The 22,134-nt window shown below is 68.0% G+C and carries 22 protein-coding genes; 12 read left to right on the top strand and 10 right to left on the bottom strand.

Annotated features, from left to right (window positions below; translation table 11 throughout):
- Positions 1–2 precede the first annotated feature (2 nt).
- The 3 genes from BR47_RS0115250 to BR47_RS0115240 are packed head-to-tail and all read right to left on the bottom strand — an operon-like array spanning position 3 to position 2,253.
- On the bottom strand, positions 3–317 hold the full coding sequence (locus BR47_RS0115250; protein ID WP_020099933.1) for a hypothetical protein: 315 nt from the start codon (positions 315–317) through the stop codon (positions 3–5).
- 37 nt (positions 318–354) lie between these two features.
- On the bottom strand, positions 355–1,713 hold the full coding sequence (locus BR47_RS0115245) for a neutral zinc metallopeptidase (protein WP_020099934.1): 1,359 nt from the start codon (positions 1,711–1,713) through the stop codon (positions 355–357).
- 3 nt (positions 1,714–1,716) lie between these two features.
- A complete protein-coding gene (locus BR47_RS0115240; protein ID WP_020099935.1) occupies positions 1,717–2,253 on the bottom strand; it encodes an anti-apoptotic protein in 537 nt (178 codons plus the stop codon).
- Positions 2,254–2,488: 235 nt separating this feature from the next.
- Here BR47_RS0115240 and BR47_RS0115235 point away from each other — a divergent pair, with 235 nt between their 5' ends.
- Both BR47_RS0115235 and BR47_RS0115230 read left to right on the top strand, forming a co-directional pair.
- A complete protein-coding gene (locus tag BR47_RS0115235) occupies positions 2,489–3,220 on the top strand; it encodes an LpqN/LpqT family lipoprotein (RefSeq protein WP_020099936.1) in 732 nt (243 codons plus the stop codon).
- A 4-nt stretch (positions 3,221–3,224) separates the two neighbouring features.
- On the top strand, positions 3,225–3,626 hold the full coding sequence (locus BR47_RS0115230) for a hypothetical protein (protein ID WP_020099937.1): 402 nt from the start codon (positions 3,225–3,227) through the stop codon (positions 3,624–3,626).
- A gap of 1 nt (position 3,627) precedes the next feature.
- Here the strand turns inward: BR47_RS0115230 and BR47_RS0115225 are convergent, their stop codons facing one another.
- The 4 genes from BR47_RS0115225 to BR47_RS0115210 form a co-directional block, all read right to left on the bottom strand.
- Positions 3,628–6,714: an ATP-binding protein gene (locus tag BR47_RS0115225; RefSeq protein WP_029120039.1), complete on the bottom strand. Its 3,087-nt coding sequence runs from the start codon at positions 6,712–6,714 to the stop codon at positions 3,628–3,630.
- Between the two features lie 103 nt (positions 6,715–6,817).
- Positions 6,818–7,411: a DUF3592 domain-containing protein gene (locus tag BR47_RS0115220; protein WP_020099939.1), complete on the bottom strand. Its 594-nt coding sequence runs from the start codon at positions 7,409–7,411 to the stop codon at positions 6,818–6,820.
- A 157-nt stretch (positions 7,412–7,568) separates the two neighbouring features.
- A complete protein-coding gene (locus BR47_RS0115215) occupies positions 7,569–8,969 on the bottom strand; it encodes a S1C family serine protease (protein ID WP_020099940.1) in 1,401 nt (466 codons plus the stop codon).
- 136 nt (positions 8,970–9,105) lie between these two features.
- Entirely contained in the window at positions 9,106–9,549 is a 444-nt protein-coding gene (locus BR47_RS0115210; RefSeq protein WP_029120038.1) for a hypothetical protein, read from the bottom strand.
- A 47-nt stretch (positions 9,550–9,596) separates the two neighbouring features.
- Between BR47_RS0115210 and BR47_RS0115205 the strand changes: the two genes are divergently transcribed.
- From BR47_RS0115205 to BR47_RS0115180, 6 genes are all read left to right on the top strand, one after another.
- On the top strand, positions 9,597–10,034 hold the full coding sequence (locus BR47_RS0115205) for a hypothetical protein (RefSeq protein WP_020099942.1): 438 nt from the start codon (positions 9,597–9,599) through the stop codon (positions 10,032–10,034).
- Between the two features lie 145 nt (positions 10,035–10,179).
- Positions 10,180–11,811 carry a metallophosphoesterase gene (locus BR47_RS0115200; protein ID WP_231506724.1) on the top strand — a complete coding sequence of 544 codons (1,632 nt, stop codon included), beginning with the start codon at positions 10,180–10,182 and terminating at the stop codon, positions 11,809–11,811.
- 44 nt (positions 11,812–11,855) lie between these two features.
- Positions 11,856–13,550: a serine/threonine-protein kinase gene (locus tag BR47_RS0115195; RefSeq protein ID WP_029120036.1), complete on the top strand. Its 1,695-nt coding sequence runs from the start codon at positions 11,856–11,858 to the stop codon at positions 13,548–13,550.
- A gap of 55 nt (positions 13,551–13,605) precedes the next feature.
- Positions 13,606–14,232: a TetR/AcrR family transcriptional regulator gene (locus tag BR47_RS0115190; RefSeq protein ID WP_029104856.1), complete on the top strand. Its 627-nt coding sequence runs from the start codon at positions 13,606–13,608 to the stop codon at positions 14,230–14,232.
- Positions 14,229–14,885, top strand: coding sequence for an enoyl-CoA hydratase-related protein (locus BR47_RS0115185; RefSeq protein WP_020099946.1), 657 nt, complete (start codon positions 14,229–14,231; stop codon positions 14,883–14,885). Before BR47_RS0115190 ends, BR47_RS0115185 begins: the two co-directional genes overlap by 4 nt.
- Before the next feature lie 34 nt (positions 14,886–14,919).
- Positions 14,920–15,426, top strand: a complete 507-nt coding sequence (locus BR47_RS0115180) for a pyridoxamine 5'-phosphate oxidase family protein (protein ID WP_020099947.1) — start codon at positions 14,920–14,922, stop codon at positions 15,424–15,426.
- 49 nt (positions 15,427–15,475) lie between these two features.
- Here BR47_RS0115180 and BR47_RS0115175 read toward each other — a convergent pair whose 3' ends face one another.
- Positions 15,476–15,787 (bottom strand): GNAT family N-acetyltransferase, encoded by a 312-nt coding sequence (locus tag BR47_RS0115175; protein ID WP_029120035.1) that lies wholly within the window; start codon positions 15,785–15,787, stop codon positions 15,476–15,478.
- A 78-nt stretch (positions 15,788–15,865) separates the two neighbouring features.
- Complete coding sequence (locus tag BR47_RS0115170; protein WP_029104857.1) at positions 15,866–16,162, bottom strand: WhiB family transcriptional regulator; 297 nt, start codon at positions 16,160–16,162, stop codon at positions 15,866–15,868.
- Positions 16,163–16,513: 351 nt separating this feature from the next.
- Between BR47_RS0115170 and BR47_RS0115165 the strand changes: the two genes are divergently transcribed.
- The gene (locus BR47_RS0115165; protein WP_020099950.1) at positions 16,514–17,287 is read left to right on the top strand and encodes a hypothetical protein; all 774 of its coding nucleotides are present in this window, start codon (positions 16,514–16,516) and stop codon (positions 17,285–17,287) included.
- A gap of 12 nt (positions 17,288–17,299) precedes the next feature.
- On the opposite strand, the gene BR47_RS0115160 is transcribed toward BR47_RS0115165, so the two are convergent.
- Positions 17,300–18,514 (bottom strand): MinD/ParA family ATP-binding protein, encoded by a 1,215-nt coding sequence (locus BR47_RS0115160; protein WP_020099951.1) that lies wholly within the window; start codon positions 18,512–18,514, stop codon positions 17,300–17,302.
- A gap of 518 nt (positions 18,515–19,032) precedes the next feature.
- Here BR47_RS0115160 and BR47_RS0115155 point away from each other — a divergent pair.
- From BR47_RS0115155 to eccA, 3 genes are read left to right on the top strand one after another with little or no spacing between them, the layout of a single operon-like run.
- Complete coding sequence (locus BR47_RS0115155) at positions 19,033–19,893, top strand: ESX secretion-associated protein EspG (RefSeq protein ID WP_029120034.1); 861 nt, start codon at positions 19,033–19,035, stop codon at positions 19,891–19,893.
- Positions 19,894–19,895: 2 nt separating this feature from the next.
- Positions 19,896–20,417, top strand: coding sequence for a hypothetical protein (locus BR47_RS30595; RefSeq protein ID WP_051634813.1), 522 nt, complete (start codon positions 19,896–19,898; stop codon positions 20,415–20,417).
- On the top strand, positions 20,410–22,131 hold the full coding sequence (gene eccA / locus BR47_RS0115145) for a type VII secretion AAA-ATPase EccA (protein ID WP_029120033.1): 1,722 nt from the start codon (positions 20,410–20,412) through the stop codon (positions 22,129–22,131). Before BR47_RS30595 ends, eccA begins: the two co-directional genes overlap by 8 nt.
- The last annotated feature ends 3 nt before the right edge of the window (positions 22,132–22,134 follow it).

The following is a 22,134-nucleotide window of genomic DNA, read 5'->3' as shown; positions in this document are numbered from 1 at the left end:
GCTCACTTCAGCTGACTGGCGGCGTACTCCTCGGGCCGGTTCTTCTTCATCCACGCGCGTAGGGGCCAGAACAGGATCCACAGCAGCCCGTACCCGGTGAAGTAGATGGCCGCACACAACGGCGCGGCGATCAGCCAGCCCGGGTAGATCAGCAGCAGGCAGAACTGCAGAAACTGTTTGACGCCAACGGGATAGCCGTCGGCCATCGCGAAGAATGCCTTCGGGTGCATCGACGCCAGCAGGCCGCGTCCGGGCGAGGTCTTCTGTTCCGTCGGTGTCTCGTCCGCGGTGACGGCGGTGGGTTCGGGGTGGGTCATCGAGCGGGCTCCTCCTCATGCGGCTGCGCGGCGGTGATCAACGGGCGAGGCACGACTTCGCGCCCTCGTACACGCCCTTGCGGTAGGCATCGATCCGGTCGCTGCCCTGACCCTGGCGTTCGACGTCGCCCTCACCCCGGAACAGCAGGAGCGCGGACACCGCTTTGTCGAGGTCGCCCGGCGACAGGCTGTATCGGCTGTCGGCGCGTTCGTGCAGCAGCAGACTCGCGGCCCAGGCGCCGGCCAGGCAGTCGGCCTGCAGCGACGTCTGTTTGTCGCTGCTGTCCTGTCCGAGGCGGGTCAGCAGCGCCAACCCGTACTGCGTCGCGATCAGCGTCGCGACCGCGAAATCACCAGCCTCGTCATAGATTTGGGGCATGGCCTCGACGTTGTCGAATCCGACGTAGTCCTCTGGCACGCAGTAGAACAGCACGTAGCCCTTGGTCGACTCGTTGCCGCAGTCCGGTTGGTTCCGCGGGTCGAGCTTCTGCGCGGGCTTCATCGGCGTCCACGGCTTGCCGGTGCCTTGCTGGTAGAGCCGCGCCATGTAGTCCTCGACATCCTCGGGGACACCGTCGACGATCGACTCGTATGGGGCGTTGCCGCCGGCCGCGGCGTCCTGCGCGTTGTTGAACGGCAGCTCGACCACGACCGGGTTACCGCGCCTGTAGTCGGCGCAGGCCTGCGGGCCCTCGTCGTATCCGTTGCGGAACGAGTTCACCCGGTCGAAACCGCTGCCGTGCGCGCTCAATTCGTGCTGGCCGGTGCCCGGCTCGTCGCGCAGGAACAGCACACCGGCGAGTGCGCGGTCCAGATCGTTGGCGCTGGGCTTGAACGTCTCGGCGCTGTGTTTGGCCCACGCCCCGGCGAAGCAGTCGGCCTGGATCTCCTTGGTGACGGTCTCGCCCTGGAAGTTCGCGCGGGCCTGGATCGCATGCCCCCACTCGTGGGCCATCACTATGGGAATGACGAAGTCGCCGAACCGTTTTCGCAGACTCGGTAGGAGCTCCTCGACGTCCCACGCGACGTTGTCGGCCTTGGCGCAGTAGAACGCGTTGCCGGCGATGTCCGAGGCCGCCTGCGCGCACGGCGGCAGCGGGCCCTGCGTGGGATCCACGGCGTAGAACCCACCTTTGACCGGTGTGTAGTCCTTCTTGTAGAGCTTGGGAAACTCGGTCTGCCAATAGCTTTCGATGTCGCCGATCGCCTTGATGACGATCTTGTTCACCGGGTCCGCGGCGTCGCCGTGAATCTCGATCGGCGGAGCCGACGACGTCGACGATGACGACGGGGGTTCCCCCTGAGGTTTCAAGTGCTTCTCGCCGCAGCCGGCGACCGTCAGGGTGCAGACCGCCAGGAGTGCAGATGCCCGCCACAGGGCCCGGTGAATTCCCATCGCTTACGACGTGGGCTTGTCGTCGACCTTGAACCCGTAGTTCACGTCGGAGCCGTCGACCTTGTTGACGGTGACCGTGACGCCGTAGGTCTGGCCGCTGTCCTTGAGCTCGCACCGCAGCGTGGCGCCCGGGGTGCCCTTCAAGTTCTCCGGGCAGGTCAGCGATTCGGGCTTCGCACCGAACTGCTGACCCAGCTCCTCGCTGATCTGGTTGGCGACCTGCGCCTTGTCGATGGTCTGGACCATGTCGAACTTGACGTTCTGACCCTCGATGCTGGTGACGGTGACGTTCACCGTGCTGGTCTTGTCGCCGACCTTCATGGTGCAGTTGATCTCGGCGCCCTTCTGGCCCGCGAGGTTCTCCGGGCAGGTCACCGAATCGGCCTTCTTGCCGTCGGCGCCGGTCATCTTTTCGACGATCTGGCTCTCGACGTCTTTCTTGCTCACCGACGGCGTCCCGCTGGAACAGGCAGCGGCGCCGAACACGGCAACCGTGATCGCGGACGCCAGAACGAGCCTCTGACACGTCGTGTTGGTCATGTCGCCAACCCCTTCCGAGTTCGGGCGCCAGCCACCGGCGCCGCACTGATCAAGCGGACGGCAAAAGTTAGCGCCGCGATGTTGGAATCCGATTGGAACTCCCCGCAGGTCGGGTTGGTGACCGTCGGCGTTCCAACCGCCTGCGCCGCCGGGTTCAACGGAATTCCAATCGGCCGTCCATATCGTGGCGCCGAGGACGTGACCGGCGTCCGTCGTCAACCCCTGAGGAGTCACGATGCAGATGTCGCATCGCCCTGTCATCGCCGTCGCTGCCGCGGTCTGCCTGAGCATCACGCTGGGCGCGTGCGGAGGTGGCGACAAGGACAAGAGCTCGACCAGCTCCAGTTCCAGCTCGTCGAGTTCGAGCAGCAGCTCGAGTACGACATCGTCCGCGAAGGCAGCGCCAAAACTGAAGCCGCGCAAGGCCGAGGAATCCGGCACGAACCCCACGATCGCCGACTACATCAAGGAAGAGAAGATTCAGGAGACGTCGATCCATCCCGGGGACCCGGGTGCTCCCGCCGTGGACATCGACCGCCCGACCGGCTGGGACAGCGCCGGCGAGGACACTCCTGACTACGCGTACGGCGCACTCGTCTACACCGGACCCGGCGCCCAGAGCACCGACTACACCGCGAACATCATCGCGCTGGTGTCGCGCCTCGACGGTCCGGTGGATCCCGACAAGCTGCTCAAGCTTGCCGGCGGCGAGGTGAAGAACCTGCCCGGATTCGAGTCCGTCGGTGAGGAACCGGGTACGTCGGCCGGCTTCCCGGCCTTCCGCATCGCCGGCACGTACAACCTCAAGGGCGGCGGCAAGGCCGCGTTCGGGCAGGAGACCGTGGTCTTCAAGGGACCCGACGGCCTGTACGTGCTGCAGATCAACGCGACCAGCGACGAGAGCCAGGGCCACGAGCTGTTCGAGGCGCTGGACGCGGTGGATAAATCCTTGAAGATCACCTTCTGACGAAATGGCGACGGCGCCACCCCGAAGTAAGGCGTATCTGCTCAAGAGCCGAACCAACACCTGGTGGGTGAACGTCGAACTGGAGCTGACGGACACCCAGGTGCGGTGCCTTGCGTCCGAGTATTCGAAGTGGGTCGATGACCAGTTGGGGCTGCCCGACTACAAGGCGAAGCTGTCCGCGGGTGAGGAGGTGGTGATCTTCGACTTCCCGCGCGACGCGGTGACGGTCACTTGGCTACGGCAGTTGTACCGGGGCGGCTGTGAGGTCAGTCGCGGGAACTCCCGCAAATGGGTTGTGTCCCTGGTGTATCCGTCCGGGTTCGGCAGTGTGCTGGACCTCATGACGGACCGGGCGATCTGGCGCCAGTGGCGCGAGGAACTGCCCGACCGGAGTGTGAAGGCCTGAGTCAGACGGGCTCGACCGACTGGGCGGCCAGCCTTTCGGCGATGCCACGGGCGAAGGCCTGCTCGCCCGTGGCATCGGCCAGGCGGCTGGCCCGGTGCACCAGGGCGCGGGCACTGTCGGGCCGGCCCTGGTGCAGCTCGATGTCGGAGAGCAGGCACAGGAACATGGTGTTCATGACGGTCGTCCCGTCACAGGTGTATTCGTCGAACGCCCGGAAGGCGACGGTCGCGTCCCCCTCGCCGGAGCCGATGACCTGCGCCCAGACCCGGACGATACGTGCGCAGGCCGCCCATTGCGGGCTGCCCGCCGCGGTGAACTCGACGTCGACCTGGTCTGCCAGTTCGACGATGCCGTCGGTGACACCGAGGACCGCCGCACACTCGACGTAGGTCAGCCGCGCGGCCAGGATGTTGAACACGTCGCCACGGCTCTGCGCGAGATGCAGTGCGCGGCGGTGGTATTCGCGCATGGCCTCCAGGTCCCCGCGGACCGCCTCGGCGATGGCCATCCAGCAGTAGACGCGGGGATGGAAGAAGTGCAGCGGATCGGTGACGGTCTCGGGCGGCGGGAAGGTGTCCATCATGTGCAGGCCGGTGCCGATCAGCATGTCGGTATTGCCGCGCAGCGTGTACAGCAGGATGTGCACGAAGTCGTTGACGAGGCCGATCACCGGATCACCGGACTTGTCGTACTGGTCCTCCAGGCCGATGGCGATGATCTCGACCTCGTCGATGCGGCCGTGCGCGCACAACAGCATGGACTGCAGCGCGATGGCGCCATAGAAGGCGCGGCCCTTGACCTCCTGACCGATCTCGAAGGCCCGCTGGACGGCCGCGGCGGCCGACTCGCTGGCCTGCCCCTCGAGGATGTTCTTCGCGCCGGCCAGGTGTAGCCACAGGGTGGCCTGCCGGTCCAGGTGTTCGGGCTTGGCCGGCAGCCGGTCGCCGATCTGCAGGGCGTGCTCGGCCAGCCCGGCGACGTCGTGGTACGCCGACCGGTTCAGGGCCCGCTGGATGGCGATCTCGAGAATGCCAAGGGCCACATCGGGATTCAGTTCCACCCCGGCCCGCCACGCATGGTCGGCAGTCGCGATGACGTGTTCGTACGCGGCGGTCGCGAGCGTCGCCGTCCGCGTGGTGGCGATGGCGGCGTGCACAGTGGTGCGATCGGTGGTGGCGAGCTGGGCGATGAGTGCGTCGCGCACCAGGCCGTGGCTGAACCGGTAGGCGCCGGGACGTGCGGGCAGTTCGTCGAGCAGGCCGGTCTGATACGCCGGCCGCAGCCGGCTCTGCACCGTCGAGACCGACAGGTCGACGATGTCCGCCAGGTCGGCGACGTTGAATTCGGGCCCGACGACGGCGGCCGCGCACAGCACCCGACGGCAGGGCCGGTCCAGGACGCCGAGCCGGCGGCCGACGACGCCGACCACGGCATCCGACAGCGCGGGATGGCTGCGCTGCGGGGCGCCGTCGGTGTCCAGCGCCCGCGCGAGTTCCTTGATGTAGAAGGGATTTCCGCCGGCCTGCTCCCAGACCTGTGTCGAGATGGCCGGCGGGATCGTGCCGCCGACCACCGCGTCGACGAGGTCTGCCGCGGCCGCACGGTCGATGCCGTCCAGATGCAGTGTGACGGTGTCGTTCGACCGGACGATGCGTTCGAACGACGTCCGATTCATCGGCCGGTCGGCCCCGAAGAAGGTCCAGTTGCCGATGACCTGGATGGGGATACGCGGGAATTCTTCGGCCAGCAGGACGAGCGCGTTGATCGAGGCGGGGTCCGCGCGTTGCAGATCGTCGATGACGAGCACCATCGGGGCCACGGTCGACAGCTCGCGCAGCGCCGCCACGATGCGCTCGACCAAGGCGAATCCCGTTGGCGCGAACCGGCTGCCGGCGTTGAGGTCGTCGTCGCCGTGCCATTCGGGCACCAGGGCGTTGACCACGCCGGGCGTCTCCCGCAGCACGGCCTTGCGGCCGGCGATGCCGAGCTCGCCGCCCAGTTGGCGCAGCAGCTGGATCCACGTCCACAGCTGCGGCAGCTTCACCCCGCTCGGGTGGCCGGCCCAGGCCACGGCGATGCCCGCCGCCCGCGCGCGGTCGACGGCGGCCTGCGCCAGGGTGGTCTTGCCGATGCCGCTGTCGCCGGTCACGAGCGTCAGCCCGCCGGCGCCGCCGTCGGCTCGGCGCACCGCCGCGGTGACGGCACCCAGCTCGGTGTCGCGGCCGACGAACGGTGGTGGTGCCGCTGGGTCCGGATCGGGGTTCAGCACATGCGGTGCGGGTGCGACGCGCAGTTCCGCGGCGCCGTCACGAATCTTCTCGAAGAGCGTCTGCAGGCCTTCGCCGGGCCGGGTGCCGACCTCGCGGTCGAGTGTCGTGCAGGCCCGCTCGAACGCCTGAATGGCATCGGCGGTGCGGTTGGACCGGTGCAGAGCCAGCATCAGATGGCCCCACAACCGTTCCTGCAGTGGATGTTCCGCCAGGGCCGCCTCGACTTCGGGGACCAGTTCGCCGCCGCCGCCGAGTTGCAGTGCGGCGTCGAAACGGGCCTCGATGGCGGTGGTCCGCAGTGCTGCGAAGCGGATGGCTTCAGGGGCGGCGAATTCGTGATAGGCGAACTCTCCGAACGGATCTCCGTGCCAGAGCGCCAGCGCCTCGGTCAGCATCTCGACGGCCGCACCGGCCGAATGGCGGATCAGTGCCGTCCGGCCTTTCGAGACAAGGCTTTCGAAGGTGACGAGATCGATGGTGTCGCCGGCGAGCAGGTTCAGCTGGTAGCCGTGGGGGTGGGACGCGAGCCGTTGGTTCTGCGTGTCGCCCCGGCGGGTATCGGGCGCCTGGTCATGCCCGGCGTCGGCGCCAGGGTCGAGGACCCGACGGAGGTTGGCCACGTACGAGCGCACCGACGCGAGCGCTTTCGGCGGTGGCTCGTCGCCCCAGACTGCGTCGATCAGGCGGTCGATGCTGACCACCGTGCCGTGATTGGCCAGCAATACCGCCAGTACGCACCGCTGTTTCGGTCCGCCGAGCGCCGCCGGCGTGCCGTCGACCCGGGCGGTTACTGCACCCGAGAGGTAGTACTGGGCCATATCCCCCGATTCACAGCAAATTCGGAACTGGGGAGACGATACATCCGCGCGTGACCTGCGGCAGCCCAGATGAACCTGGCAATCTGCTGGCGGGCGGGTCGCTTCAGAGGAGTTCGGGCCCGCGCCGGCGGCCGGCCCGGCTCACGATCCCGAATCCGGTACCCACCAGCAGGAATGGGACGGCGATGATGCCGAGCAGAGTCGGCAGGAACCACACCTGCCAGTAGGTGTTGATGGTGGCGTCGTGGGGGTCGCCGGGGTTGTACCGGACGTCGACGTGTTCGCCGAGCCTGGCCGGTGGCGGATTGCTGCTGATCGAGCTGAGAAAGCGGACGTGGGTCCCTGCGGATGTGGCGAATTCGACGCGCGCCCGGTAGCGCGGGCTGCTGCCACCGCCGCTGGGGACCAGCTCGACGACGGTCCCGTCGGCGTGCCGGTCAGACGAATTCGATTGGGCGACAAACGCTGCGCAGACCCCGGCCGCGACGGCCAACGACAGCCCGACAGCGAGGAACGCCTTCGCCAGGACCGGTGCGGCGGACTTCTTGGGCACGTCGGTGCCGAGTTCGGTCGCGATGGTCGGCGCCGGGTCGGCGGACGCGGTCCGGGCGCGGCGTTTGCGTAGCAGCGCAACGAGAATGGCGATATCCACGATCACGATGACGGCGATCAGCACCACGATGTACTCGATGCGCATGGCCCCTCCGGAGATGTCGACACACAGAGGGTAAGGCGGCGCGATTGGAATCCGGTTGGCGTCGGGGTGCCCGAATACGCCTGTGAGGGTTGTGTCCGCGTATCTCGGGTTCCGCGTACACAACCCTCACAGGGATGCGGGGACAGGCTGTGTCGGCCTAGGCTTCCGTCTGTCCCAAGGTCACCTGCACGGAGCGCTCCGCTCCGGAGGGGTCGGCGTAGGTCACGGTGACGTTGTCACCGGGCGCCTTGGACCGGATCGCCGCGACGAGCGCTTCCGGACTGTCGATCGGCTGGTTGTCGACCTTGGTGATCACGGCGCCCTTGTCCAGGCCGGCCGCGGCGGCGGGACCGTCGGCGACGACGCCGGCCACGGCCGCGCCCTGGGCGCTGTTGTTGGCGGCCAGCTTGACGCCCAGCGAGGCGTGCTGCACGGTGCCGGTGGAGATCAGTTGGTCGGCAATGCGTTTGGCCTGATCGACCGGGATGGCGAAGCCGAGGCCGATCGAACCCGGCTGGGAGCCGCCGGAATCCGGGCCACCGCCGAGCGAGGCGATCGCCGAGTTCACGCCGATCAGATTGCCGTTCATGTCGACCAGCGCGCCACCGGAGTTGCCGGGGTTGATCGCGGCGTCGGTCTGGATGGCGCTCATCACCGACTGCTGGCCGGTCTGCTCGTCACCGGTGCTCACCGGACGGTTCAGCGAGCTGATGATGCCGGTGGTCACGGTGCCCTGCAGGCCGAGCGGTGAGCCGATGGCCACCACGTTCTGTCCGACGCGCAGGTCCTTCGAGGATCCGATGCTGATCGGGGTCAGGTCGGACACCCCCTGGGCCTTGACCACCGCGATGTCGTCGGCCGGATCGGCCCCCACCACGGTGAAGGGCACGGTGCGGCCGTCGGACAGGGTGACGGTCGCCTTGGTCTGACCGGCGCCGGTCATGCCGCGGGGCAGCCGGCCGCTCGGATTGAGTCCGCTGGGCAGCGAATCCTGTTCCGCGGCAGCCTGATTGGCTTCCGCGATGACGTGGTTGTTGGTCAGGATCAGGCCGTCTGCCGTGAGGACGATGCCCGACCCCTCGCCGCCCTGCTGGCCGGTCTGGACCTGCAGCTTGACGACGCTGGGCAGCACCTTGGCCGACACCGCCTCGACGGAACCGGTCGGGGCGGCCGGCGCGGGTGCGGGCACGGAAGCCGTTGGCAGCGCGCGGTTCTGAATGCCGGTGGCGAGCGGAACCTGCGCCGTCGGCGCCATGCTGCCGTAGTGATCGACGGCGGCCATGGTGCCGGCCGCACCGGCCGCGATGGCCACCGCGGCGATGCCGAAGGCCAGCAGCCCGGACCGTGAGCGCTTAGCTGGCGCCGGCGGCACAGGCGGGGCCGGGTACTGCTGCGGCGCCGCGTACGGAGTCCGCAGCGGCTGGGTGTACTCGTCCGAGACGTGGGGACGCTGGTAGCGGTCATTGCTCCACTGGACCAGTTTCTCCTGTTCAGCGGCGTACTGCCGCGACCAGAGGTGCTGGTTGTCCGGGGTTGGCTGGTCTGACGGGTGTCTCATTGGCGTTGACTACTTTCTCGAAACGTCGGTAAGACAGGCGTGCTCGCGCTTGATGTCTCCACCGTGCCGTCGCCAACTGAGGCGTTGCTGAGAAAGAGTTCGGGACAGCCCAAGACTTTTCAGATCACAAAAAGTGTCATCTCGGCCCGTCGGCGCGGATCCAGGTGAGGGTGTTGCCCCGACCGACGTAGCTCAACTCCAGTTGCGTGTCGGTCGCTTTCAACGGCACGTAGAACGCGTCGAAAGACGGCGCGGGACTGGTCCAGTGCAGCCACAACACACAGATGCCGTCGTCGGGCAGCTGACCGGCACCCGGCGTCCGGCCGATGGGCCGGACGCTCCAGGTGCCCGACTCGTCGCCGGCTCCGCGGGATCGCAGCGCACCGTCGGGCGCCAGCGTCGTGGTGGTCGGATCGTCCGGGCCGGTCCAGGCGCCGACGAACTGCCGTGCTGTGACCGACGTGCCCGGGCAGGCGGGGTCGCCGGGGGCGGCGGAGGCCGAGGGCATGCCGCAGGTGGCCATCGTGACCACCACCGCGGTGACCGCGGATGCGGGATATGCCCATGCGACGCGACTCATGGCCTCAGCGTATGGCGCACGGGGCCGGACCTCGATACCGTCTGCGCATGTTCCGGCGTCTCGTCGTGGTGCTTCTGGCCGTATGGTCGTCGATCCTGATCGGCACCGCGCAGGCCGGGGCCGACCCGGGCGTCGACCCCGGCTCACCGACCGGCGAGGCCATCGTGGCGCCGGCCGTCGCGGCCCTCAAGGCCGAACTGGGCAAGCCCGCGACGCTGGCGGTCGAGGCCATCAACGTCTCCGGGCCGTGGGCCTTCGTGTACGCCGGCATCCGCGGCGCCGACGGACAGGCCTTCGACTTCCGCGGGACACCCCTCGCCGAGGGTGCCGCCGAAGGGTTCGTGTCCCGGACCTACGCGGCCCTGCTGAACCGCCGAGGCGACCACTGGACGGTGACGGAGCAGGCCGTCGGCCCGACGGATGTGGCGTGGCAGGACTGGCCGCAGCGATATGGCGCCCCGGTGTCGTTGATCGCGATTCCGTGAACCCCGGCTGAACTTCGGCCCTGATTCCGGTGTCGGACTCGCCAGACGCTCCGGGCTGAGCCACGATCGACGGGTGCGTCCGACCCGACTGACCGTTGCCGGCGAAATCCCGGACACGGGCATCCCCGACGACTTGTCGACAACCATGACCATCGCCGAGCAGTACGACTGGCACCAGCAGTACCTGCGCCGGCACCGCGTATCGCGGCGGAACTTCCTACGTGGATCGGCGGCCGCCGCGGCGGTGGCGGCCCTGGGCCTGGCGCCGTTCGGGCGCCGCGCCTACGCGCAGGACGCGCCGCTGAGCATCGCCAACCGCCGGGTCGGTTTCGGCGGCGACGCGGACAGCCAGCTGCGGCTGGCCGCGCAGTTGTCGCGAAATCCCGGTGGCACCAAGGTGTTCGTCGACCACGGGCCCACCGATCAGTTGGGCGCGACCATCGAAGCCGAGGTGCGCAACCTCGTCACCCAGATCCCGACCAGCGACCGCGGTGTCCTGGCGGCCGAGCAGTTCTACGCCCATGTCCCGGTCGACGGATTGCCCGGTGGCAGCGCGCATTTCTACCGGTGGCGCACCGAGGACGGTTTCGTCAGCGACGTGCGGTCGGCCAAGACGGCGATGCCCAGTGTGCGAAAGACATTGGCGCCGTTCCGGTTCACCATGATGGGCGACCAGGGCACCGATGACGTCCCGCGCCGGCCGGCGGGACTCAAGCGCGGCGACTACGACGATAGTTACTACAAGCCGGACAACGAGCCCGACGTCCCGCACACCGCCAACGTGTTCAACCAGATCGTCGCGTCCAACCCCGAATTCCACCTGCTGGCCGGGGATATCGCCTATGCCGACCCGTCCGGCGGCGGCAAACCGTTGTCGTTCGTCCCGTCCGGCGGCAAGGCCGCGCACGGCTTCGACAAGTACAACCCGTTCGTCTGGGACGTCTATCTGGGCTCCATCGAAGCCAGCGCGGCGAGCACGCCGTGGATGTTCGCGACCGGTAACCACGACATGGAGGCCTCGTATCCGAGCCACGGTTACGGCGGCCACCTGGCGCGCATGGACTTTCCGGACAACGGGCCGGCGGCATGCCCGTCGGTCTATTCGTTCACGTACGGCAACGTCGCGGTGCTGTCGCTGGACGCCAACGACGTCAGCTTCGAAATCCGTTCCAACACCGGCTATTCCGACGGTAGCCAGAACTCCTGGGTCGAGCGCACCCTCGCGGCCTACCGAGCCGATCCCAACATCGACTTCATCGTCTGCTTCTTCCACCACTGCGCGTACTCGACCACCGACTCGCACGCCAGCGACGGTGGTGTGCGGGCGGCCTGGTGCGAGTTGTTCGACCGGTATCAGGTCGATCTCGTGCTGCAGGGGCACAACCACGTCTACGAGCGCACCGACCCGATCCGCGGCGACCGCCCCACCAAGGTCGCCGGGGACAATTCGACCGTCGACGCGGAAACCGACGGCACCGTCTACTACACCGTGGGCTGCGCCGGCCGGCCCCGATACGGCTTCCAGCCGGGTGAGCCCGAGAGCTACCGCGGCCACGAAGCCCCCGACACCTTCGTCCCGAACAGCTATGTCTGGACGGCTGACGGCAAGAAGAAGGCGGAGGCGGTCGGCTGGTCGCGCGTGCGCTTCCGCAACTACGCCTTCATCCGCGTCGATGTCAGGCCCGGACAGCTGCTGAGCGAAATGGACGTGACCGCGGTCGACGAGCATGGGCGGGAATTCGACAAAGTCACCTATCGCCGCAGGGTGCGCGCGTAACCATTCGCTGGGCAGCGGACGCCGCCGCCTCTTATGGTTAGCCGGTGGAAGGGACACCGTTCGGCCGGTACCGGCTGATTGAGCTGCTCGGTCGTGGCGGCATGGGTGAGGTGTGGAAGGCCTACGACACCACCATGAAGCGCGTCGTCGCGATGAAGGTGCTGCCGCCGACCTTCGCCGACGACGAGCAGTACCAGGTGCGTTTCCGCCGGGAGGCCCACGCCGCGGCCGGCCTCGATGAGCCGCACATCGTGCCGATCCACGATTTCGGTGAGATCGACGACCGGCTGTTCGTGACGATGCGGCTGATCGACGGCAAGACCGTTCAGCAGCTGTTGGCCGACGGCCCACTGGCACCCGAGCGCGCCGTCTCGATCGTCGAGCAGATCGCTGCCGCGCTCGGTGCCGCACACGGTGTCGGGCTGGTGCACCGCGACGTGAAACCCGCCAACATCCTGGTCACGCCAGACGATTTCGCGTACCTCATCGACTTCGGCATCGCCCGCGCCGCCGGCGAGACGAAACTGACCCACACCGGCGCCACCATCGGCACCGTCGCGTACATGGCGCCCGAACGCTTCACCAGCGACCGGTGCGACGCGCGGTCCGACATCTATGCGCTGACGTGCGTACTGCACGAATGTCTCACCGGCGGCCCGCCATTTCCGGGCGACAGCATGGAGCGGCAGATCACCAGCCACCTCTACTCGGATCCGCCGCGGCCGTCGACCATGCGGCCGGGGATTTCGGCGTACATGGATCAGGTCATTGCCACCGGCATGGCCAAGGATCCCGAATTGCGCTACGCCACAACCAAAGACCTCGCTGCCGCCGCGCGTGCCGCCTTGGCCGGCGCACCGGCGCAGCCCGCTCATTTCGGTCAGCCCGCTCAGCAGACACCGCCGCCGGCGTGGGCCGCCCCTTCGGTGCCCTACCCCACGACCGGCCCGGAGTCCTACCCGGCGCACGCGCACACGCAGTACGCGACCCCGGCGCAAGGTCTGGGTGCGGTATCCGCGCAGTGGTCGCCGCCCCAGATGGCGAACAACCAACCAACCCAATCCTGGTGGCGCAACTCGGCGGTGGTGATCGTCGCGGCCTTGGTCACGATCGTCGTCCTCGGGGGTGCCGGCATCGCCTACGTGATGTGGTCCGACAGCGGTTCGGGCGATCAGCCCCAGGCGACCAAAGAGCCCAGCGCGCAACTGTTTCCGTCGATGCCCACCGGTCCCGGTGGCACCGCCGGGTACCCGACCGGTTCGATGTCGACCCCCGCCTCCACCGCGGCGTCGACGCCGGCGGGGCCGAGCCAGCTGCAGACCGTCGATGGCCTCACCAATCTGATCGGCACCATCAAGGCGAAGTTCGGCGACACCATGGGATTCAAGCTCGTGGTCTACCCCGACTACGCGGTCATGGATCGCGTCTCACCCACGAACAAGCACGTCGACCAGAGCTTCATGTACCGCGGTGGCAGCTGGAACAAGTGGGGCTCGGACACCAGCACCAGTTCGTTCGACGTGCTGGCGGACCTCGGCGCGATCAACACGCAGGCGGTGGCCGCCACCATGGCGGGCGCGCCGCAGCAGCTGGGTGCGGAACCCGGCTCGCAGCTGTACCTCATCATCGAGGGCGAAGAGGGCGGCGGTCTGGGGCTGGCAATCCACTCCACGGCGCCCGGAACCGGATACATGCAGGTCAATGCCGACGGGACCATCAAGCAGATCTATCCGCCGTAACCGGCCACGCCCCCGCTGCGTAGTAACGGAGCGATTGCTCTGTTATGGTGTGCCGGTGCCCCGGCCTCGTGTGTATGACCTCGACTCGGTGCTCGACGCCGCCGAGTCGCTGGCCGTCGAGGCCGGGCCGGCCGGTGTCACCACCCGTTCGGTGGCCGCCGCCGCCGGCGTCTCCAACGGCGCGATCTATCACAACTTCGGCTCGCGATCTGAGCTCGTCGCCCGCACCTGGCTGCGTGCCGCGCGCCGATTCCTCGACGTACAAACCGAATTGGTCGACGCCGCGCTGGCCGATGACGCCGCCGATCCCGTGGACGCGGTCGTCGCCGCCGCGCAGGCGCCCGCGGTGTTCTACGAACGTCAGCGCCAGTCGGCCGAACTGGTGTGGCGGGTGCAGCGCGACCAACTGCTCGGCCCCGACCTGCCGGGAGCGCTGGCGGCCGAACTCAAAGACCTCGACCGCGAGCTCATCGACCTGATGGTGCGGCTGTCGTCGCACCTGTGGGACCGGCGCGACGGCGCGGCGGTCGACGCCATCACGGTGTGCATCGTCGACCTACCGACCGCAATCATCTTGTCCCGCAACAGAATCAGCAACAGCTGGGCGCGTGATCGGCTGACCGCAGCCGTCCGCGCCGTCCTCGCCGACGAACCCACCCCAACCAGGAGGAAACAACCATGACCATCACCGTCAGCTACCAGGACAAAATCGCGATCCTGAATCTCGGCGATGACGAGAACCGCTTCTCGCTCGGCTTCCTCGACGACATCAACAGTGCCATCGACGATCTCGTCGCGGGTGGCGCCCAGGGACTCGTGACCACCGGCGCCGGGAAGTTCTACTCGAACGGGCTGGATCTCGACTGGCTGATGGCGCACGGCGACCAGATGCAGGCGTACGTCGGGCGGGTCCACGCCCTGTTCGCGCGGGTGCTGACGCTGCCGATCCCGACGGCCGCCGCGGTCAACGGACACGCCTTCGGCGCCGGCGCCATGCTGGCGATGGCCCACGACTACCGGACCATGCGCGCCGACCGCGGGTTCTTCTGTTTCCCCGAGGTCGACATCCGGATTCCGTTCACCCCGGGCATGGCCGCGCTGATCCAGGCAAAGCTGACGCCGCAGGCGGCCATCGCGTCGATGACCACCGGCCGGCGCTTCGGTGGCGACGACGCCGCCAAGTACGGCATCGTCGAACTGGCCGCGGCCGAGGACGCGGTGGTCTCCGCCGCGGTGGATCTCGTGATTCCGGTGGCGGGCAAGGATTCCCAGACCATGGCCGCCATCAAGGCGACGATGTTCGGCCCGGCGATCGCGGCGCTGCGGGGCGAGTAACGGTCCCCAGAGGCGGCCTGATAGGCATAAGAGCGTGGGACAGAACGAGCGCAAGAAGATCGTCATGACCGACGACGAGATCGTCGAGTTCATCGATCGCAGCCGGACCGCGACCATGGCCACCGTCCTGGCTGACGGCCGGCCGCACCTGGTGGCCATGTGGTACGCCGTGCTCGACGGCGAAATCTGGTTCGAGACCAAGGCCAAGTCGCAGAAGGCGGTCAACCTGCGCCGGGACCCGACCATCACCGTGATGATCGAGGACGGTGACACCTACGGCACCCTGCGTGGTGTGTCGATCGACGGCACCGCCGAGATAGTCGAGGATCCCGACACCTGCCTGCGTGTCGGCATCAGTGTGTGGGAGCGCTACACCGGCCCGTACACCGACGAAATGCGCCCGTTCGTCGACCAGATGATGAACAACCGCGTCGCGGTCCGCGTCGTACCGAGCCGCATGCGCAGCTGGGACCACCGCAAACTCGGCATGCCCGACATGCCGGTCAGCGGCTCGACCGCGCAGTATCTGAACCAGCAGTGATCTCGGCGCGCCCCGTATCACTCTCCGATACGGAGCGCGCCCAAACCACTCAGGCCTGGTCGACCAGCGGCGCGTATTCGGGATGCTTGGCGATGTATCCGCTGACCATCGAGCACTCCGGGACGATGCGTAACCCTGCGGCCCGGGTGGCGTCCAATGCCTCGGCGACGAGGATCGTCGCCAGTCCACGACCGCCGTACTCGGGCTGAACTTCGGTGTGCGGGAAGATTCGTCGGCCACCCTGGTCGATGTAATCGATCAGCCCGACCGTCTTGCCGTCGACGGCGATGGTGAATCGTCCGGCTTCGGCGGTGACAGTGGCGGGTGCTCCGGTCTTGTCGGTGGTGCTCGTAGTGGCCATAGGAGCCACGGTAACCCTCGTGCGTAAAGCCGCTGCCCGCGCTGCCGCCCCCTCAAACGGCAGCGTGGGCAGCGGGTACTACGCGACTTCGAGGAAGATTCGGCGCTGGCGGCGGACCGGGTAGCCGTTGGCCTCGGCCAGGGACCGCAGCTGCTTCAGCGCGAACGTCCGGCCGCGGCCCTCCTCGGCCGGGATGACGATGCCGGCCCAGAGGCCTTCGGCGCGGGGCAGTTCGACGGCGTCACGCGCGCAGGCCCAGCGGCGCGGGCACTGGCGGCAGAGGCTCTTGGCCTCTTCGCTGGCGATCGTCGTCCACTGCTCCGGGCTCCGGGTGCACTCACCGAGCGGCAGGCCGTCCATGGCAATTGCGGTCATCGGAGTACTCCTTTGTTGTTGCGCTGCGACTGTTCCGTCGCGGTTGGGAAGAATCTATAGCACCAGACTGCAGTAATGCAACAGTTAAACCGTAGCGTTAGACATATCCGCTGGTCAGCGCGCTACAGAGGCGCAGAAATCATCCGAATGGTCCGGAATAACATTGGTGAAAGTCGCGGTTTGGGGAGGGTGTACGGTCTAACTGAAGCGCTTCGCGCCGCACCGATACGGTTCAGTGACTGTTAACGCAATAGTTATGCGGGACTGAACGGGTTAAGCTGTATCGGACCGCCGACGGTGCTCCGGATTTCGTGTTGAGCGCGGGCCGCAAGGGATGGGAGGTGACATCGGGTGCCGAACATCGATCCCGATGACGTCACCGAATACATCGCCCTGCCCGCAGTCGACCCCGGAATGGAGCGCGCCGGTGCCGCCGCCGCCGCGCGGCGCCGCGAGCTGGACATCAGCCAGCGCAGTCTGGCGGCCGACGGCATCATCAACGCCGGAGCGCTGATCTCCTTCGAAAAGGGCCGCAGCTGGCCGCGGGAGAGAACCCGCCTGCGTCTCGAAGAGGTATTGCAGTGGCCGCCGGGAACCATCGCCCGGATCCGCAGTGGCGAGCCGGTCCCGACGACGCAGGTGCCGTTGGCGCCCCAGGCGCAGGCTGCCCCGGCCCCGCCGTTGACCAATGCGGGTGAGGTTCCGCTCATCGCGCAGGCCGTCGTCGCCGCGGTGAACACGCTGGGCGCCACGGCGGACGCACTGCCGGCGATCGAGGATTCTGAATTCACGCCGTGGGTCACCCAGATTCTGTCCGACCTGCGGCAGCTCGAGGCCGTCGCGGCCAGTGCCGCGCGGCTCGGCCCCGTGTCGCCGCCGCTGATCAAGGCATTGGGACTGGTGCGTGCCCGCATCGACGAACTGACGCTGCTCGGCGCGAAATCGCCCACCGCAACGCTCGGGCAGCGGCTGTACGCGGCCCGCCGCGGTGCCAACCTGACCATTCAGGAGACGGCCCTGGCGGCCGGAGTGCCCGAGGCCGTCGTGGTCGGCGCCGAGGCCGAGGCAGCGGTGTCCGAGCAGGACAAAGAGTTGGTCGAAAAGCTGCTCCTGCAGCTGGTCTAGCTGCCTCGGGCGTCAGGAACGCGCGCGGTGCCGGTCGTCACCGGTGGGAAAGTTGGCCGCCAGCGCGGCAGCGATCTCGATGAACTTGCGCCGCGTCGCCGGCGCCATTTCCCGGGTGCCCGCGATGACGCCGCCCGGCCGCAGGTGCCCGTCGAACGGCACCTCGACAACGGCCTGCCCCTGCCCGGCGAACTGCTGCGCCAGCACCGAGCGGGTGCGCTTGTCGGCGTGGCCGTCGGAATCGTTGAGCACCACCACGGTTCGCTGCAGGAGACCGTTGAGGCCGTGCGCCGCCAGCCAGTCGAGCGTCTGGCCGGCCGCACCCGCGCCGTCGACCCAGGGCGACGACACCACGATGAGCGCGTCAAGATCCCGCAGCACTTCCTGTGTGACAGGGCTGTCCATCGTGGAACTGCAGTCGATGATCGAGATGGTGAAATGGCGGTCCAGCCGGGAGGCGGCCTCCCGGTAGACGGCGGGATCGAGCACCCGGCGGCGCGCCGGGCTCGCCTCACCGGCCAGCACGAAAAGCCCGGCGGCATTGCTGCCGACCCGGTTGCGAATGTCGGCGAAACTCTCCAGGTGCTGGTCGGATGCCAACTCCCAGTACGAGCTCAGGGCCTTTGGGTCGACGCGACTGCCGAGCTTGCCGAACGCGGTGTCGGCATCGACGGCCACCACCCGGTCCTCCTGCCGGAGCTCGGCGAACAGCGACCCGATCGATGCCGACACCGTCGTCTTGCCGACGCCGCCCTTGCCCATCACACCGACCTTGTAATGGCCCGAAAGCGCCGACCGGATCCGGTTGATCTGCTGTGCTTCCTGGATCTCGTCGGGTGACGGACCGAGGTTGACCAGCCCGAACGTCGCCTTGAACAGCGTCTTGCGCCAGCCGCGACCGGGCTCGGGCTTGCGGGTCCGGAGCAGGTCGTCGCGGCGAATGGCATCGGCGTACGAACCTGGCGGCATGAACTGGCCCTGGGGACCGTGTGGCCAGGGCTGGTGCGGGTGCGGTCCCGGCTGCATCGGACCGGGCGGCATGGGGCCCGGCTGGACGGGACCGGGCTGCGGTGGGTAGCCGGCCCTGCGCTGCAGCGGTTCGGTGTGTTGCATGCCGGTGTTGTTCCCGGCCGGATTCACGCGCGGCCACGCCGGCGGTGTGTTCACGGGATGTCCGGCGAAAGCGCTTTCCGGGGGGCCCGGCTGCGGTTCGAAGTGGTCAGTCACCGAATACGCGCTTTCTCTCCTCGGTTCGCTCGACGCAGGTGCCAAGACGCAGATGCCCTCCCAGTATCGACCACGCCGGCGCCGACGGCGGGATGGCCGGGCCCAATTGCGTCGACGCCCGTTCGGCGGACGGTTCGGGCGTATCGCCGGTGACACCGTTGATTACCCTGTCCGCCAACGGTTTTCGTCGTGCGTCGACCGCGCCGGTCGGGTGTGTGCTTCCGGCGAATTGGTGCGGATCCGGCGGCGGACCCGCTGGTAGGCTCGATGCGGGTTGTGGGGAAGCGCTGTGGGGGTGGTGTGGGGCCGCCCGCGCAGGTCAGATGCCGTGACTCGCGTAGGAGTTTGGCCATCGGCCTGCCGTCCGTCAGGTGGCGTACCAAGATGGTCACGGAGGACAGCGATGCCCGGCGCCTGGCGCCGGGAACAGGGGGTGGAGCCGAGATGCAGCGGGTGGACACATGCGCCGGGTGTGATGCCGGGTCGTCTGGGTCGGCTATGGCGTCGGGGCGGTTGTCGTGACCGGCCCGTACACCGCGGCCAGCAGCGCCTCGGGCGGCATCGACGACGTCATCGCGGTCGAGGTCACCATCGACGGCATGCTGGTCATCGCCGACAAGCTCGAGCTCATGGACTTCCCGGTCAGCCTCGGCATCCGGCCGAACATTCCTCAGCTCGACCTTCGAGACCGAGTCTGGGAACAGGTGCGGCGGGATCTGACGGCGCAGGGCGTCCTCGACATCTACGGCAATCCGCATCCGGAAGTCGCCGCGATGGTCGACACCCTCAGCCGCGCCGACCGCACCATCGAGGGCCGCTGGTGGCGCCGCGACGTCGGCGGGAAGATGCTGCGGTTCGTCGTCTGTCGCAAGGGTGAGCGGCATGTCGTCGCGGCCCGCGACGGCGAGATGATCGTCGTCCAGCGGGTCGCCCCGCAGGTGGGCCTGGCCGGCATGGTCAATGCCGTGCTCGGAACGGCCAACCCCGCCAACGTCGAACCCCTGACCGCGTCGACCAGCCGGCTCAGTGACGCCCGCACACCGGACCAGCTCACCCAGTTCGGCATCAGCCTGAGCTCGGCGCGGGCCTACTCCGAACTCATCGCCAACCCCGACTCGTGGGTGGAACTCACCGCCAACGAGCGGCACGAGGGTGGCACCTTCAGCCAGGCCGACGTCGCCGCCGGTGTTCTCGACTCCCGGCTGGGCCGCATCGTCTCCCTGCCGCGGAAAGTCAGCGGCGAGCTGTACGGCAGCTTCCTCGCCGGCACCGACGAGAACCTGGAACGCGCCCTGCAGGGGCTGTTGGAGTTCCTACCGTCGCGATCCTGGTTCGACACGCCCTCCGCGGGCGCCGCCGGCGACGACTACCAGGACTGACGTTGGCGGCCCACCATGATGACGGGTTCGATGACGAGCCGTCGGGCGATGATCCGGACGACGGCTCGGACGACGATCTCGGCGGCGCACTCGACTACCTGTACGCCGATGACGACGACGTGGTCACCCCCGATGCCGTTGGCACGGGGGACGATCTGCCCGCCATCGATGACGAGCCCGTCCCGTTCGGGTACACGGTCACCAACCCGCCGCAGACGGTGACCGTCACGGCCCTCATGGACGGCCGGATCCACCGGATCCGGCTCGCTCCGGGCGTCACGAGCATGACGGAAGTCGAACTGGCGGACGAGATTCTCGTGATCGCCGGACTCGCCCGCCAGGACGGCAGGTCGGCGCAATACGACGTCATGTACTCCGGACTCCGGGAACTGGGCCATGACCGCGCCGAGGCCAAGGATTTCCTGTCCCGCAGTCTCGATCTCCCGTCTCCGGAAGACGCCGCCGCGACCCGCGCCCACATCTTTGCCACCAGATATTCAGGGGAAGTAGACGCCAATGAGTGACCAACTCGCCGCCATGTTCAACAACGCCGTCGGCATGCTGGACACCGCACCGGCGCGCTCGATGCAGCTGTTCAGCGAGATCACGTCGGTCGACGAGACCGCGTGTGACGCCTGGATCGGGCGGATCCGCTGCGGCGACACCGACCGGACGACGTTGTTCCGCGCCTGGTACTCACGCGGCAACCTCGGCATGCTCGCCGGCCAGGCCGAGGTGTCGCTGGCGCAGGTCAACGCCCGGGTGCGCATCGGCGGCGAGCTCGGTGACATCACCTACCCCGTGAACTCGCCGCTGGCGCTCACGCTGGCGTTCGCCGTCAACGAGGCCGCCGAGGGCAACTATGCCGACGCGCTGGAAGCCGTGGAGGGCGCGGCGGTCGGCGGTTCCGAGCATCTGGTGGCGTGGGTCAAGGCCGTCATCTACACCGGCGGCCAGCGCTGGACCGACGTCATGGAGGTGCTCCGGGGTTCGGAGAGCTGGCCGGACGCGTTCCTGGCCGGCGCGGCCGGCGTGGCCCGAGGTGTCGCGGCAGCCAACCTCGGCCTGTTCACCGAGGCCAAGGACAAGCTGACCGAAGCCAACGAGTCCCCGGCCGGGACGGCGTGCGGCCGGCCCATCGCGTGGTACCTGGCCATGACATTCCGGGATCAGGGCAACGAAGAGGGCGCGCGGCGCCTGCTGGAATGGCTGCAGGCCAATTTCCCGGAGCCGAAAGTCACTGAGGCGCTTCGTGATCCGAACTATCGCCTGACGACCACCACGGCGGAGAAGATCGCGGCCCGCTCCGACAAGTGGGATCCCAACAGCGTGGTGGCGGACACCTCGGCGCGCGACAAGATGCTCGGCGATGCCCAGGCCGAACTGGACCGGCAGATCGGCCTGGCGAAGGTCAAAGAGCAGATCGAGACCTACCGCGCCGCAACGCAAATGGCGAAAATCCGGGCCGCGCGTGGCATGAAGGTCGCTCAGCAGTCCAAGCACATGATCTTCACCGGGCCGCCGGGAACCGGCAAGACCACCATCGCCCGCGTGGTCGCGAACATCCTGGCCGGCCTCGGCGTCATCGCCGAACCCAAGCTGGTCGAGACGTCCCGCAAGGACTTCGTCGGTGAGTACCTCGGCCACACCGCGGTGAAGACGTCGAAGGTCATCGACCGGGCGCTCGGCGGCGTGCTGTTCATCGACGAGGCCTACACCCTGATCCAGGACGGGCTGCAGGGCGGCGACGCCTTCGGCTCGGAGGCCATCGACACCTTGCTGGCCCGCATGGAGAACGACCGCGACCGGCTGGTCGTCATCATCGCCGGATACAGCTCGGACATCGACCGGCTGCTGGAAGCCAACGATGGTCTGCGTTCCCGGTTCGCCACCCGCATCGAGTTCGAGTCATACTCCCCCGAAGAGATCGTCGAGATCGCGAAAGTCATTGCCAAGAGCAATGATTCGCTGATCAACGACGAAGCGGCCAAGCAGGTGCTGGAAGCGGCCACCACGCTGTACCAGCACGAGCTGAACGGCAAGCCGGCCATCGACATCGCCGGTAACGGCCGCTACGCGCGACAGCTGGTCGAGGCCGGTGAGCAGGCACGCGACATGCGCCTCGCCCGCTCGATGGACATCGAGAGTCTCAGCGTCGAGGCGCTCGGCGAGATCACCGGCGACGATATGGCTTCCGCGATCGGCGGGGTGCACCGGCGCCTGAGTATCGGCGAATAACCG

It is taken from the genome of Mycobacterium sp. UNC410CL29Cvi84 (genome assembly GCF_000686745.1).
Taxonomy (GTDB): domain Bacteria; phylum Actinomycetota; class Actinomycetes; order Mycobacteriales; family Mycobacteriaceae; genus Mycobacterium; species Mycobacterium mucogenicum_B.
This window is presented reverse-complemented; position numbering and strand designations above follow the sequence as displayed.

What these genes read in the sequence shown, in the direction of transcription:
- BR47_RS0115250 (WP_020099933.1), bottom strand. Translation starts at nt 317, where the DNA reads ATGACCCACCCCGAACCCACCGCCGTCACCGCGGACGAGACACCGACG.
- BR47_RS0115245 (WP_020099934.1), bottom strand. Translation starts at nt 1,713, where the DNA reads ATGGGAATTCACCGGGCCCTGTGGCGGGCATCTGCACTCCTGGCGGTC.
- BR47_RS0115240 (WP_020099935.1), bottom strand. Translation starts at nt 2,253, where the DNA reads ATGACCAACACGACGTGTCAGAGGCTCGTTCTGGCGTCCGCGATCACG.
- BR47_RS0115235 (WP_020099936.1), top strand. Translation starts at nt 2,489, where the DNA reads ATGCAGATGTCGCATCGCCCTGTCATCGCCGTCGCTGCCGCGGTCTGC.
- BR47_RS0115230 (WP_020099937.1), top strand. Translation starts at nt 3,225, where the DNA reads ATGGCGACGGCGCCACCCCGAAGTAAGGCGTATCTGCTCAAGAGCCGA.
- BR47_RS0115225 (WP_029120039.1), bottom strand. Translation starts at nt 6,714, where the DNA reads ATGGCCCAGTACTACCTCTCGGGTGCAGTAACCGCCCGGGTCGACGGC.
- BR47_RS0115220 (WP_020099939.1), bottom strand. Translation starts at nt 7,411, where the DNA reads ATGCGCATCGAGTACATCGTGGTGCTGATCGCCGTCATCGTGATCGTG.
- BR47_RS0115215 (WP_020099940.1), bottom strand. Translation starts at nt 8,969, where the DNA reads ATGAGACACCCGTCAGACCAGCCAACCCCGGACAACCAGCACCTCTGG.
- BR47_RS0115210 (WP_029120038.1), bottom strand. Translation starts at nt 9,549, where the DNA reads ATGAGTCGCGTCGCATGGGCATATCCCGCATCCGCGGTCACCGCGGTG.
- BR47_RS0115205 (WP_020099942.1), top strand. Translation starts at nt 9,597, where the DNA reads ATGTTCCGGCGTCTCGTCGTGGTGCTTCTGGCCGTATGGTCGTCGATC.
- BR47_RS0115200 (WP_231506724.1), top strand. Translation starts at nt 10,180, where the DNA reads ATGACCATCGCCGAGCAGTACGACTGGCACCAGCAGTACCTGCGCCGG.
- BR47_RS0115185 (WP_020099946.1), top strand. Translation starts at nt 14,229, where the DNA reads ATGACCATCACCGTCAGCTACCAGGACAAAATCGCGATCCTGAATCTC.
- BR47_RS0115175 (WP_029120035.1), bottom strand. Translation starts at nt 15,787, where the DNA reads ATGGCCACTACGAGCACCACCGACAAGACCGGAGCACCCGCCACTGTC.
- BR47_RS0115170 (WP_029104857.1), bottom strand. Translation starts at nt 16,162, where the DNA reads ATGACCGCAATTGCCATGGACGGCCTGCCGCTCGGTGAGTGCACCCGG.
- eccA (WP_029120033.1), top strand. Translation starts at nt 20,410, where the DNA reads ATGAGTGACCAACTCGCCGCCATGTTCAACAACGCCGTCGGCATGCTG.